General features: G+C 68.9%; 11 protein-coding genes. 5 read left to right on the top strand and 6 right to left on the bottom strand.

What is annotated here, in order from left to right:
* The first annotated feature begins 1 nt into the window (after position 1).
* Positions 2 to 904 carry a helix-turn-helix transcriptional regulator gene (locus AC3WT4_RS17295; RefSeq protein WP_492316034.1) on the top strand — a complete coding sequence of 301 codons (903 nt, stop codon included), beginning with the start codon at positions 2 to 4 and terminating at the stop codon, positions 902 to 904.
* Between the two features lie 29 nt (positions 905 to 933).
* Here AC3WT4_RS17295 and AC3WT4_RS17290 read toward each other — a convergent pair whose 3' ends face one another.
* From AC3WT4_RS17290 to AC3WT4_RS17280, 3 genes are all read right to left on the bottom strand, one after another.
* A complete protein-coding gene (locus AC3WT4_RS17290) occupies positions 934 to 2,043 on the bottom strand; it encodes an alkene reductase (RefSeq protein ID WP_492316033.1) in 1,110 nt (369 codons plus the stop codon).
* 276 nt (positions 2,044 to 2,319) lie between these two features.
* Positions 2,320 to 2,982 (bottom strand): FIMAH domain-containing protein, encoded by a 663-nt coding sequence (locus AC3WT4_RS17285; RefSeq protein ID WP_492316032.1) that lies wholly within the window; start codon positions 2,980 to 2,982, stop codon positions 2,320 to 2,322.
* A 66-nt stretch (positions 2,983 to 3,048) separates the two neighbouring features.
* The gene (locus AC3WT4_RS17280) at positions 3,049 to 4,191 is read right to left on the bottom strand and encodes an ROK family transcriptional regulator (RefSeq protein ID WP_492316031.1); all 1,143 of its coding nucleotides are present in this window, start codon (positions 4,189 to 4,191) and stop codon (positions 3,049 to 3,051) included.
* 176 nt (positions 4,192 to 4,367) lie between these two features.
* Between AC3WT4_RS17280 and AC3WT4_RS17275 the strand changes: the two genes are divergently transcribed.
* The 4 genes from AC3WT4_RS17275 (at position 4,368) to AC3WT4_RS17260 (ending at position 9,986) form a co-directional block, all read left to right on the top strand.
* A complete protein-coding gene (locus AC3WT4_RS17275; RefSeq protein WP_492316030.1) occupies positions 4,368 to 6,572 on the top strand; it encodes an alpha-galactosidase in 2,205 nt (734 codons plus the stop codon).
* 93 nt (positions 6,573 to 6,665) lie between these two features.
* Entirely contained in the window at positions 6,666 to 7,613 is a 948-nt protein-coding gene (locus AC3WT4_RS17270) for a carbohydrate ABC transporter permease (RefSeq protein WP_492316029.1), read from the top strand.
* A 13-nt stretch (positions 7,614 to 7,626) separates the two neighbouring features.
* A complete protein-coding gene (locus AC3WT4_RS17265; protein WP_492316028.1) occupies positions 7,627 to 8,589 on the top strand; it encodes a carbohydrate ABC transporter permease in 963 nt (320 codons plus the stop codon).
* 8 nt (positions 8,590 to 8,597) lie between these two features.
* Positions 8,598 to 9,986 (top strand): ABC transporter substrate-binding protein, encoded by a 1,389-nt coding sequence (locus AC3WT4_RS17260; RefSeq protein ID WP_492316027.1) that lies wholly within the window; start codon positions 8,598 to 8,600, stop codon positions 9,984 to 9,986.
* A gap of 316 nt (positions 9,987 to 10,302) precedes the next feature.
* Here the strand turns inward: AC3WT4_RS17260 and AC3WT4_RS17255 are convergent, their stop codons facing one another.
* The 3 genes from AC3WT4_RS17255 to AC3WT4_RS17245 all read right to left on the bottom strand — a co-directional run bounded on the left by AC3WT4_RS17255 (position 10,303) and on the right by AC3WT4_RS17245 (position 12,357).
* Positions 10,303 to 10,977: a hypothetical protein gene (locus tag AC3WT4_RS17255; RefSeq protein ID WP_492316026.1), complete on the bottom strand. Its 675-nt coding sequence runs from the start codon at positions 10,975 to 10,977 to the stop codon at positions 10,303 to 10,305.
* A 357-nt stretch (positions 10,978 to 11,334) separates the two neighbouring features.
* Positions 11,335 to 11,493, bottom strand: coding sequence for a hypothetical protein (locus AC3WT4_RS17250; protein WP_492316025.1), 159 nt, complete (start codon positions 11,491 to 11,493; stop codon positions 11,335 to 11,337).
* Positions 11,494 to 11,691: 198 nt separating this feature from the next.
* Positions 11,692 to 12,357: a helix-turn-helix domain-containing protein gene (locus AC3WT4_RS17245; protein WP_492316078.1), complete on the bottom strand. Its 666-nt coding sequence runs from the start codon at positions 12,355 to 12,357 to the stop codon at positions 11,692 to 11,694.
* Positions 12,358 to 12,616 lie beyond the last annotated feature (259 nt).

The following is a 12,616-nucleotide window of genomic DNA, read 5'->3' as shown; positions in this document are numbered from 1 at the left end:
CATGGAGATGCAGGATGAGATCAGGGACTTCCTCATGTTGCGCAGGGCGCGCGTCTCGCCCGAGCAGGCGGGCCTGCCCTGTGTCGGTGGCGACCGCCGGGTACCGGGGCTGAGGCGCGAAGAGGTTGCGATGCTCGCCGGCGTCAGCGTGGAGTACTACACGCGCATGGAGCGCGGCAGGATCGGCGGAGCCTCCGAGAGCGTCCTCGAGGCGATCGCCCGCGTGCTCCGGCTCAACGACGACGAGCGCGCCCACCTGTACGACCTCGCCCGCAACGTCGCGCCCGGGCAGCGCCCGAAGCAGGCTCCGCGCTCGGGGTCCGTGGACGCGTCAGTGCGGCAGGTGCTGGAGTCGATGAGTGTGCCCGCCGTGGTGCAGAACCAGCGCCTGGACGTCCTGGCTGCCAACGAGCTAGGTCGCGCCCTTTACGCGGTCCTGTTCGACAGCGCGAAGCGACCCCCGAACTTCGCACGATTCGCGTTCCTCGACTCTCGTTCAGCCGCCTTCTACCCCGACCTGGACGACGCGAAGAACCTCATCGTCGCCGTCCTGCGGGCCACCGCCGGACGAGACCCTCTCGATCACAGGACGACCGAGCTCGTCGGTGAGCTCTCCACCCGCAGCGCCGATTTCGCCAGTCGGTGGGCTAAGCACGACGTCAGGCGTCACACCCGGGGGCGCAAGGTGATCGACCACCCCGAAGTGGGACGACTAGAGCTGGCTTACAACGACTTCGCCCTGCCCGGCGACCCGCACATCACCATCACCACGTACACGGCCACGCCCGGCAGTGCCAGCGCCGACGGGCTGACGCTCCTTGCTTCCTGGACCGGCTCGGACGAGCAGCCTCGACAGGGTGGCGCTGCGCCGAGCACACCGGCCAGCCCCGCCGCTGCGGACTGAAAAGGGGGGGAGGCGCTTCCTCGATCCGGTCAGCTCGCCAAGAGGAACGCATAGTCTGTGTACCCCTCGGCGGCGTCCGTGTAGAACAGCTCGGGGCGCGGCTCGTTCTGCGGGTGACCGCCCTGCCATCGTTCGACGAGGTCAGGGTTGGCGATCACCGCGCGCCCCACCGCGACCGCGTCGACGAAAGGTGCTCGGAGAAGCTGCTCGGCTTCGATCAGCGACGTCACGGTGGCGAAGCCGCTATTGATGACTAGCGGGCCGTCGAAACGTCTGGCGAGTTCCTGGACGAGAGCACCGACCGGGTCATGGTGCAGCACCGAGAGATACGCGAGGCCGAGCTCCTGCAACTGATCGAGAAGGCCGCCATAGGTCGCGAGCACATCCGCCCGGTCAGGCTCGAACGTGTCCTGGTAGCCGTGCTCAGGTGAGATCCGGACTCCGACACGTCCAGGACCCACGGCATCGACGACGGCTGTGATGACCTCGACGACGAAGCGGGCACGGTTCTCCGGCGAACCGCCGTACTCGTCGGTGCGGAGGTTCGAGGCAGGGGAGAGGAACTGCTGCAGGAGGTAGCCGTTGGCAGCGTGGATCTCGACACCGTCGATGCCCGCCGCGATCGCACGACGGGCCGCAGCGACGTGCTCGTCGATCACCAGGCGCAGATCGTCGGAGGTCATCGGCTCGGGCGCCACGAAAGCCTGCTTGCCGTCCGCGGTGTGCAGCTGCCCGCTGACGGCGACGGCGCTGGGGCCGATCACGCGACGGCCACCGTTGACAGCGGGATGGGCGGTGCGACCCCCGTGCATGAGCTGCATCACGATACGACCGCCCTCGGCGTGCACCGCGTCGGCGACGCGCACCCACCCTGCCGCCTGGTCGTCTGTGGCGATACCAGGCTGGCCGACATAGGCCTGCGACTCACGACTGGGGTAGGTGCCCTCGGTGACGATCATCCCCAAACTCGCACGCTGCCGGTAGTGCTCGACGAGCAGCTCCCCGGGGACGCCGAACGGACCCGAACGCAGGCGGGTCATTGGGGCCATAACGACCCGGTTGGCGAGTCGGATCTCCCCGAGGAAGATGGGGTCGAAAAGGGTGGTGGCCTCGGTGATGGCGGCTGCGGTGTCGAGCATTGGGGTCCTTCGAGGGGGGTACTCCTGGTCTGTCCACCGATTCCATCAGTCGCGTCCCGAGAGAGGGAGACTCTGTGAGGGCCTCCCTCGTGTACCTGCAGCTCTGCATGTCGCGCGTGGCCGCGCGAAGTTAGGGGAACTCCCCGCGAGAGCTCCGGTACCGGCCCCCGGCCGTTGCCTGCCCGCTCACGGGTTCAAACCGCTTGACGCTCATCCGTTGTACGTGACGCGAGCCGGGGCACGGGTCGTGATGGCCCGTGCCCCGGCTTGTTCGAGCTAGTCGCGCAGCAGCCTGCGTCCCTCGCTCGGGTCCACAGCAAGGCCCTTCAGGCTGCGACGGTCTTGCGCGTCGGCGCCGGGAGGCGTGCCGCCGAGCTCCACGGTGATGGCATCGACGCTGCGGATGAGTGCGGCCGAGGCGGCCTCGTCGTCGACGCGCCGGTCAACCCGGGTGCTGAACCGTTCGAGGTGCACGAGGGCGTGGCGGTTGTTGCCACGTGCCTCGGCGGCGCGGACGCGGAACAGGGTGTTCCGCAGCTGGACGACGTCTCTGCCCTGGATGATCTCGGACTCCTCGAAGTGGCGCAGGAGGATATCGAGGTCACGCAGCGACGTCTTGACGTAGAACCTGAAGGTCTGCGTCGTGGTGTTGCCCGCCGGGTCCGTGGCCGTGACGACCAGGGTGTGCTGGCCGAGCTCGAGCCGCCAGAGTTCGAGCGGGACCGACAGGTCGATCGGTTCGCCGTCGAGAGTGGCCACGACTGTGGCTGTTGGGTCGTCGATCGTGAAGTCGAAGTCGATCGTGCCGCCGACGCCGTAGAGGCTCCCGTCGTCCAGACCGGGCAGCTCGAACGTCGGTGCGGTGATGTCGACCGGTTCGGCCGTGGCGTTCATCTCGAGGTCGCTGCCCTCGGTGCACGTGCCGTCAGGCAGGGTCACCTGTGACTCCGGGGTGTACGGCGGATGCGCATCCGTCGCTGCCGCCCGGACGGGCGGTGGGGCGTTTCAGGTACCGAGAACGAACGTCTGGATCGCGATGACGGCGGCACCGCTCGCCCATTCGGTGAACGAGGGGCTAAGCGTGGCGATCTGGGGGTCGCCCGCGAGCGGGTCGCGGTCGCTGTGCAGACCATCGAGCAGTGCCTCGTGCGCGACGTCTGCGAGCCGGACGCCCTCACCGCCGAGGACGATCCGGTCGGGCATGGTGAAGTTGGCTGCGGCGGCGACGAGGCGTCCGAGTGCACGTCCGGCGTCGTCCACGACGCGTCGTGCGGCGCGGTCGCCCGCGAGGGCGAGGTCGAGGGCCTCGTCGTAGCCCACGGGGCGGCCGAGCGCGATCGAGATCTGGGCGGTGATGGAGCCGATCGCGAGCATCGCGGTCGCGCAGCCGCGGTGCCCGAGGAAGCATGGCGGGCCCGCGGGGTCGAGGGGGTGGTGGCCGACGAGGCCGAGGCTGGCGTCGTCGTTCGTCACGAGGCGGCCGTGCGCGACGAGGCCGAACCCGACGCCCGCGCCGAGGGTGATGAGGGCGAAGGTCGCCGCTCCGCGGCCGGCGCCGAACCAGTGGGTCGCCTCGGTGAGCGCGGTGACGTCGTTGGCGATGACCGTCGGCAGGGACGTGCGTTCACGGAGCATCGTGCCCAGGGGCACGTCGGCCCAGTCGAGGAACGGCGCACGCACGACGTCCGTCGCCCCGACGACGTGACCGCCGAGGCTCACCCCGACCGCCGTCACGTCGTGCGGTGCGCGTGCGGCGAGGTCAGCGACGAGGCGTGCCACGGTCTCGGCGACGGCGCCGGGGGAGTGGTCGGTGAGCGGAAGGTCGTCAGTGGCGACGGTGTCGGCACGAAGCGTCGTCAGGACGCCGTGCGCCATGTCTCCGGTGAGCTTCACGCCGACGAAGTGGTGCGCGCCGGCCACGACGTCGAGGGGCTGAGAAGGGCGCCCGACCCGGGACCCGGGCGCCGGGTCCTCGACCTCGACGAGGAGCCCCGCGTCGAGCAGCGGCTTGGTAAGACGCGTGAGGCTCCCCGCCGAGAGGTCGAGCCGTCGCGAGAGCTCGGCGCGCGAGAGCGGGCCGTCGAGGAGCACATCGAGCGCGATGCGGTGGGCGGGACCGCTGAGCGGGATCCACGGGCCTGGAGTCACACGGCCACTGTGGCCCATTACGTTCCGCGGCGCAACGAAGTGCGGCGATTAAGTTCACTCCGCGAAATAACTCTGCATCAAGGCGGCCTTGGATCTGCGGACCCGAGGGTGCTTGACACCCATAATAGTTTTGCCGTAGAAATAATCTGGTAGCAACACCGACGAAGAGGTCCCGCATGACGACGCAGACGTCCGCAAGCACGACGACACCCGATGCCCACTCGACCACGCCTGGCCTGCTGCACCTGCGTGCGGCCGGTGTGAGCCTCGTGCTCGACACGTCGGGAGGCCGCCTGCCGCGGGTCCTGCACTGGGGTGCGGATCTCGGTGACGTGTCGGTGTCCGAGCTCCAGGCGCTGGCCGCGACGAGCGTCCCGCCTGTCGCGTCCGGCACGACCGATGAGCCGGTCCAGTTGTCCCTGCTGCCCGAGCAGTCGGTGGGCTGGCTCGGGACGCCGGGCGTGACCGGCCACCGCGACGGGGCCGACTTCTCGACCGCGTTCGCGGTGACCGACGTCGAGGTCGCGCACGGGATTGACCGGGACGGTGCGCCCGTCGCCCACCGCGTCGTGGCCCGTGCGCACGACGAGGCGGCGCGTCTCGGTCTGGTACTCGAGCTCGAGCTGCTCGCCGACGGGCTCGTGCGCACGCGCGCCGAGATCACGAACCTCGGCGGTGCCGTGTTCACGGTGAGCGGCCTCGACGTCGCCCTGCCGGTCCCGCGCGAGGCTGACGAGATCCTGGACTTCACCGGTCGTCACCTGCGCGAGCGCAGCCCGCAGCGGCACGCGTTCGTCGCGGGTACGCACCTGCGTGAGTCCCGCAGGGCGCGCAGCCACGACGGAACGCTGCTGCTGACCGCGGGCCGGCGCGGGTTCGGGTACCGCTCGGGCGAGGTCTGGGGTGTGCACGTCGCGTGGTCGGGCAACACGCGCACGTTCGCGGAGCAGGCCATGCCGCAGGGTGTGCGCGTGCTTGGCGCGGGCGAGCTGTTGCTCGCGGGCGAGGTCCGGCTCGCCGAGGGGGAGTCGTACGCGAGCCCGTGGGTCTACGGATCGTACGGCGACGGGCTCGACGAGCTCTCGCACCGCTTCCATGCCTACCTGCGCTCGCGTCCCCAGCACCCGCGCACGCCGCGCAAGGCGCTGATCAACGTGTGGGAGGCCGTGTACTTCGATCATGACCTGGAGCGGCTCAAGGCGCTCGCCGACGCGGCCGCGGCCGCCGGGGTCGAGAGGTACGTGCTCGACGACGGCTGGTTCCGCGGGCGCCGCGACGACACCGCGGGTCTGGGCGACTGGACCGTCGACGCCGACGTGTGGCCCGAGGGTCTACACCCCCTCGCCGACCACGTCACGGGCCTCGGCCTGGAGCTCGGCCTGTGGTTCGAGCCCGAGATGGTCAACCCCGACTCCGACCTCGCGCGTGCGCATCCTGAGTGGATCCTGCAGACCGGGAACCGGCTCCCGCCCGAGGCGCGCCACCAGCAGGTGCTCGACCTGGCCCACCCGGGGGCATGGGATCACGTGTTCGGGCAGATCGACGCGATCCTGACCGAGTACCCGGTCGGGTACGTCAAGTGGGACCACAACCGCGACCTGATCGAGGCCGGCCACAGTGCCTCGGGCGCGGCGGGTGTGCACGCGCAGACGCTCGCGACCTACCGGCTGCTCGACGCCCTGCGCGCCGCGCACCCCGGCGTCGAGTTCGAGTCCTGCTCGGGCGGTGGGGGCCGTGCCGACCTCGGGATCCTCGAGCGGACCGAGCGGATCTGGACGTCGGACTGCATCGACGCCCTCGAGCGCCAGACGATCGAGGCCGGCACCGGTCTGCTCGTCCCGCCCGAAATGCTCGGGTCGCACATCGGCTCGCCCGTCTCGCACACGACCGGTCGGCGCCACGAGCTGAGCTTCCGCGGCGCGACCGCGTTCTTCGGCCACCTCGGTATCGAGTGGGACCTGACGTCCGCGACCGACGACGAGCGGGCCGAGGTCGCACGCTGGGTCGAGGCGTACCAGGAGCACCGCTACCTCCTGCACCACGGGCGCACGGTGCGCGCCGACGACCCGGACCCCGCGCTGCGCGTGCACGGGGTCGTGGCGACCGACGCGCGCGAGGCGATCTTCGCCGTCGTGCAGGTCGCGACCGGCGTCTGGGCGCCGCCCGGGCGCGTGCGCCTGCCCGGCCTCGACCCCGACGCCACCTACGACGTGCGGCCCCTGCCCCCGGGCGACGAGGTCGTCCCCGGCCACGGCGAGGCGCTCCCGCCGTGGTGGACGCAGGACACCCGCCTGTCCGGTCGCACGCTCGCCGTCGCCGGTCTCCAGGCCCCGAACCAGTTCCCCGAGCGGACCGTCCTGCTGCACCTCACGGCCGTCTGATTCTGCGCCCGGGGCCGGCGCGTCGTCGGCCCCGGACAGCGCCCCAGCACTCCCGTTCCCTCACCTCGCGACGACGCGACAGGAGTAACCGACATGGCAGTCGTGACACCGCCGGCCCGTCCGGCATCAACAACCCCGGTACCGACCGGTCGACGGCGGCGCTCTGCCGGTGGCGGCCGGGGCGACCTGCGCACCGCGCTGATCTTCCTCATCCCGGCGACCATCGGGTTCGTGGTGTTCTACCTCGTGCCCACGGTGCGCGGGGCGTGGTTCAGCTTCACGAACTACTCGGTGCTCGCCCCGGCGGAGTTCGTCGGGCTCGACAACTACCGCCGACTGGTCGACGACCCGCTGTTCTGGAACGCGATGGGCGTCACCGGCTACTACGTCGTGGTGAACATCGTCATCCAGACCGTCGTCGCGATCGGCCTGGCGATGCTGCTCCAGCGCATGACCCGCTCGATCCTCGTGCGCGGCATGGCGCTCCTGCCGTACTTCGTCGCGAACGTCGTGGTCGCACTCGTGTGGTTCTTCATGCTCGACTTCCAGATCGGCATCGTGAACGTGCTCCTGGGCAAGGTCGGGATCGACCCGCAGGCGTTCTTCGGAGACCCCGCGCTCGCCCTGCCGACGATCGCGCTCATCAACGTGTGGCGGCACATGGGGTACACGGCCCTGCTGATCTTCGCGGGCCTGCAGACGATCTCGCCCCAGGTCTACGAGGCCGCGTCGCTCGACGGCGCGTCCGCCTGGCGCCAGTTCCGGTCCATCACGCTCCCGCTGCTGCGCCCCGTCCTCGCGCTCGTGCTCGTCATCACCGTCACCGGGTCGTTCCAGATCTTCGACACCGTGGCCGTCACCACGAACGGCGGACCCGTCAACGCCACGCGCGTCATCTACCTCTACATCTACGACCTCGCGTTCGCCCAGCTCGACTTCGGCTACGCGTCCGCGCTGTCGGTCGTCCTGTTCGCCGTCCTGCTCGTCGTCGCGCTCGCCCAGCTCAGGCTGCTGCGCGCGAACGAGTCGGACAACGCCTGAGGAGGAGCCCACCGTGTCGACGACGACCAACCCACCCCTCTCCACACCCTCCGACGACCAGAGCCTCACCACGACTGCGGTGCGACGCGCACCCGAGAAGAGACCCTTCCCCTGGGGACGCGTCGTGGGCTGGATCTGCCTCGTCGTGATCCTGCTCATCACGATCTTCCCGTTCTACTGGATGCTGCGCACCGCGTTCTCCGACAACCGGGCCCTCGCAGCGCAGTCCGACAACCTCCTGCCGGCCGACTTCACGCTCGACGCGTTCCGCCGCGTGTTCGGCCTCACGACGCTCGAGGAGTCGCTCGCCCAAGGCGGTGCGGGCGGGCGCATCAACTTCTGGCTCTACCTGCGCAACTCGGTGATCGTCGCGACGGCCATCACGCTCGGCCAGGTCTTCTTCTCCGCGATGGCCGCCTACGCCTTCGCACGGCTGCGCTGGCGCGGGAAGGACACGGTCTTCGCGATCTTCCTGTCCTCGCTCATGGTGCCGGGCATCTTCACGGCGATCCCGAACTTCGTGCTCATCAAGGAACTCGGGCTGCTCAACACGTTCCCCGGGCTGATCCTGCCGACGTTCTTCATGACGCCGTTCGCGATCTTCTTCCTGCGCCAGTTCTTCCTCGGCATACCCCGCGAACTCGAGGAAGCCGCGATGCTCGACGGCGCAAGCCGGGCCCGCGTGTTCCTGCGGATCATCCTGCCGATGGCCGGCGCCCCGATCACCACGCTCGCCGTCCTGACCTACATCACCGCGTGGAACGAGTACTTCTGGCCCCTGCTCGTGGGGCAGAGCGACGACGTGCGCGTGCTCACCGTAGCGCTCGGCATCTTCCGCTCCCAGACGCCGCAGGGCAGCCCGGACTGGTCCGGCCTCATGGCCGCGACCCTCATCGCGGCCCTGCCGATCGTGCTGCTCTTCATCGCGCTCGGCAAGCGCATCGTCAGCTCCATCGGCTTCTCCGGGATCAAGTGAGGCACACCATGACCACCAGCCGCACCGCACGCTCCGCGACCGCACGACTCCGTTGCGCGACCACCCTCGCCGCCGCGACCGCCACCGCCCTCACGCTCACGGCCGGCTGCGCCTCCCAGCCCGGAGGGGCAGGTGACCAGGTGAGCATCACCTACTGGATGTGGGACGCCAACCAGCTGCCCGGCTACCAGCAGTGCGCCACCGACTTCGAGGACGCGAACCCCGACATCCTCATCAACATCGAGCAGTACGGCTGGGACGACTACTGGACACAGCTCACGGCGCGCATGGTCGCAGAGAGCGCCCCCGACGTCTTCGTCGACCACGCCCAGCAGTTCGGCAAGTTCGCGAGCTTCGACCAGATCCTCGACATCTCCGGCCGGGTCGAGGCATCCGATCTCAACCTCGACCAGTATCAGGACGGCCTCGTCGACCTGTGGCGCGGCACGGACGGCGGCCTCTACGGGCTCCCCAAGGACTGGGACACGGTCGGGCTGTTCTACAACGCCGACATGGTCACCGAGGCCGGCTACACGCCCGAGGACCTGTGGGAACTCGAGTGGAACCCCCAGGACGGCGGCACGTTCGAGCAGCTCATCGCCCACATGACGGTCGACGAGAACGGCGTGCGCGGCGACGAGCCCGGCTTCGACAAGGACCGCGTCGCCGTCTACGGCATGGGCTACAACGAGAGCGGCGGCGGATACGGCCAGGTGCAGTGGAGCACGTTCGCGCTCAGCAACGGATGGACCTACGCCGACACCAACCCGTGGCCCACGGCGTTCAACTACGACGACCCCGCCCTCGCCGAGGCGATCGACTGGTACCGCGGGCTCATCGACAAGGGCTACATGCCGCCCCTGTCCGTCGCGACCTCAGGCATCGGCACGATCGAGTCCCTCGGCTCAGGCGGGTACGCGATGCTCATCGAGGGATCCTGGAACGCCCGCGCCATGTCCGAGCTGCAGGGAATCGACGTCCAGGTCGCCCCGACGCCCATCGGCCCGACCGGGCACCGAGCGAGCGTCTTCAACGGCCTGTCCGACGCGATCTACGCAGGCACCGAGAACCCCGACGAGGCCTGGCGCTGGGTCGAGTACCTCGCCAGCCCCGCCTGCCAGGACGTCATGGCCGGCGAGGCCCGGGTCTTCCCCGCGATCAAGGGATCATCCGATAAGGCGATCACTGCGTTCGAAGAGATCGGCGTCGACGCGCAAGCCTTCGCCGTCCACGTCGACGAAGGGACGACCACCCTGTCTCCCGTCACCGACCGCTGGGCCCAGATCCAGACCATCATGCAGCCCACCATGGACTCGATCATGTCCTTCCAGACACCGACCTCAACCCTCCCACCGGCGAACGAACGCGTCAACGGGCTGTTGGATCGGGAGAAGTAGACCCCGCACCGTGCGCGCACCGTCGGCCCGCCTACCTCAGTCCTCGCGGCGACGCAGTGGATGGGCTCGACATCGCACGGCTCGCATAGGGCGCACGGAACGCTGGACGCTCAGCCTGTCGACACCGGGTGGCCTACTCGTCCACGCCGAAGAGGGCAGGCGCGACCGGCCGCGTCGACGCGGCGCGCGGGCCCGGGTTCGCCGTGGTTGATGTGGAGACGACCGTCCCCGTCCCGACGCTCGCGTCGGTGCGGTCGCGGATTGGCGCGGGCGGGACTTCAATTCGGACGTAACGCGAACCGACGTGGAGTACCTGTTAAAGGCTCTGGGTCCAGACGTCCCGAAGTCCACGGGCGAGGCTGTCCGTTGCCTCGTCGAGGGTGATCATCGCCGGATCGAGCACGTACAGGTGCCCATCGAAGCGTCGAAAGCCGATCGACTCCCACAGGCGGCCCAGTGCTTCGGCTCCTGCTTCCCAGACAGCGTGCGGCACGTCCAGGCCGTACTGATCCCTCAGCTCAAACGGCGCGGCGTGCAGGGCAACGAGACCGGCGTCGGAGTCCAGCTGACGGACGGCGAGGCCCGCAAGGTAGCGCCCGATACCACCCTGGTTGCGCAGCTCCTTCAGCAGGTGGACGTGGTTGATCAGTACGAGCCTGTTGCCGAACGGCGTGATGTCCAGTTCGTCTGTCAGTCGTTCGGTGAGTTCGTCACCATCGACCAACGGCGCGAAGACCTCGGCGTCGCTGCTGATCTCGTCCATGCGGTCCGCGAGATCGATCCCGGTCCCCAGTGCGAAGGTCCAGCCATCCATCCACAACAGCTGAGGTGGCTCATCGCCCTCGCCCTCGTCCTCGTCGTCAGCGTCGTCGACGGACAACTTGGGATGCGCGGCTACTGACACATGCCACGCCGTCGGACCAGGCCGGCCATCCTCGACAACGAGCGTCGAGTTCACCGTGATATGAACCGAAGACAGATCGGGTGCCACTCTCGGAGCGTAGTGCGACCGGGCACCGCTTGTCCGTCTCATCCGCTCACGCTGGCGATGTCAGAGCGCGATGAAAGCTCCTGCGGCGGGGCGCGGGACACGGTGCGATGCAGTGTTCCTGCACGCAGTTGGTTAGGTCCGAGGGGTCGTTACGGCCTCATCCTCGCCCTCGGCGGCGGGTGACCGGTGACTAGTGGCCACACAGTCGACACCCTCCGACGAGCTGACGCTTGCCAGGTGGTCAGCGCATCTCTGGAGCTCTTTCCGCACCACCAAACGGGCAAATATGACATAAGGTACGTTATCGGCCTGATTTTGGGCAGACTTCTCCCTACCCATCAGTCAAGGTGCGTTTCGCTACTTGCTCTGCGGTCGCTGCGCCTTGGCGAGCCGGACGGCGCGCTCGTTCGCGCGGTCCGAGACCAGGGGCAACAGGCGGGTCACGAAGAGCGTGGCCGCGTGAAGCAGAGCGGTAGCCGCAGACAGGATCACCGCGGGCGCGGAGATGACGTCCATGGCGCAACCTTTCTCTGGTGGGCACCCAGCTGAGGGCTGGGCGTGGGCCGCAGCGTGGTCGCTGCGGAGTTCGGGGGCGCCGAAGCCCCGGGCGCGGCTCGCTCGACCCTTGCGGGAATCGCGTCAGTCGCATCGTCGGGACACGACAACGCCCGGCGCTGAGGCCGGGCGTTGGAGTCAAGTCTGAGACTGCTGCGGTCAGGCGCTTCGTCGGCGATAGTGGCGGCGCGCCACACGAAGGACGTGCAGCGGGTCGAAGCGGTGCGCCCGCCCGCGGGCCTCCAGTGGGCGGAGCAATCCCCGGTGAACCCACGCTCGAATGGTCGAGGGCAGAACTCCGGCGAGGTCCGCCGCCTCGGCGGTCGAGACCGGTCCTCGCATCAGCGAGGGTCGAACGAGGAAAGGCCCGGGGGTTCGCCGCGTCCGCCTCTCCGCCTCGCGCTGCGCCTGTGACAGGTCGCCTCGTGTGTACACGTGCGCCCGGCCACGCGTTCCTACAGCCTTGAGGTATCCGCGATGGACCCACTGGCGGACGGCGGCTGCCGACACGCCCAGCTCGTAGGCAGCTTGTTGCGCGGTGAGTTCCTCGTCGTGTGGAGATTCTGGAGGCCACAGGTCGTCGTAGTCGGCTGGCGATCTCAACGACTTGGGTCGTGGTCGAGCACCAGGAGGAGCCGCGAAGGGGTTCAGGACATGGCGATCCAGCGGAGGGCGAGTCGTTGCTGTCTCAAGCACGTCGCGCACCTGCCGAACAATGTTGGGCTCGAGGGTGGCCGTCGCCGATCGAGGCGACGGGCCAAGTTTCCGCGCCTCGGCCAGGACCTGGTCGGCGCCGACGCCGAGCTCTCGCGCGAGTTCATACACACGCAGAAGTGCCACCCCTCAAGTGTGACACTGTCACGATAACTGCCCGAGTGTTCCGGGGGCGGCGCGCCGGTTGCCCTGCGATAGCAACAGAAAAGCCCCGAGGCTGTCTCGGGGCTTCCTATTCCGGGGCACAGGTCTCCCCACTGAGAGTGACATTACATGTGAAGATCGGCCAGCAACGGTGCGACACGCCGTACGAGGTCGCCTATGGAGCCTGGATCAGCGCGTAGTCGCACAAGAACTCCGAAGGCCTGAT

The sequence above is a fragment of the Cellulosimicrobium sp. EB106-03-01-XG111 genome (genome assembly GCF_058792115.1).
This window is presented reverse-complemented; position numbering and strand designations above follow the sequence as displayed.

Excerpts from the sequence above, each read along its gene's own strand:
- AC3WT4_RS17295 (WP_492316034.1), top strand. The coding sequence starts at position 2 with ATGGAGATGCAGGATGAGATCAGGGACTTCCTCATGTTGCGCAGGGCG.
- AC3WT4_RS17290 (WP_492316033.1), bottom strand. The coding sequence starts at position 2,043 with ATGCTCGACACCGCAGCCGCCATCACCGAGGCCACCACCCTTTTCGAC.
- AC3WT4_RS17275 (WP_492316030.1), top strand. The coding sequence starts at position 4,368 with ATGACGACGCAGACGTCCGCAAGCACGACGACACCCGATGCCCACTCG.
- AC3WT4_RS17270 (WP_492316029.1), top strand. The coding sequence starts at position 6,666 with ATGGCAGTCGTGACACCGCCGGCCCGTCCGGCATCAACAACCCCGGTA.
- AC3WT4_RS17260 (WP_492316027.1), top strand. The coding sequence starts at position 8,598 with ATGACCACCAGCCGCACCGCACGCTCCGCGACCGCACGACTCCGTTGC.
- AC3WT4_RS17250 (WP_492316025.1), bottom strand. The coding sequence starts at position 11,493 with ATGGACGTCATCTCCGCGCCCGCGGTGATCCTGTCTGCGGCTACCGCT.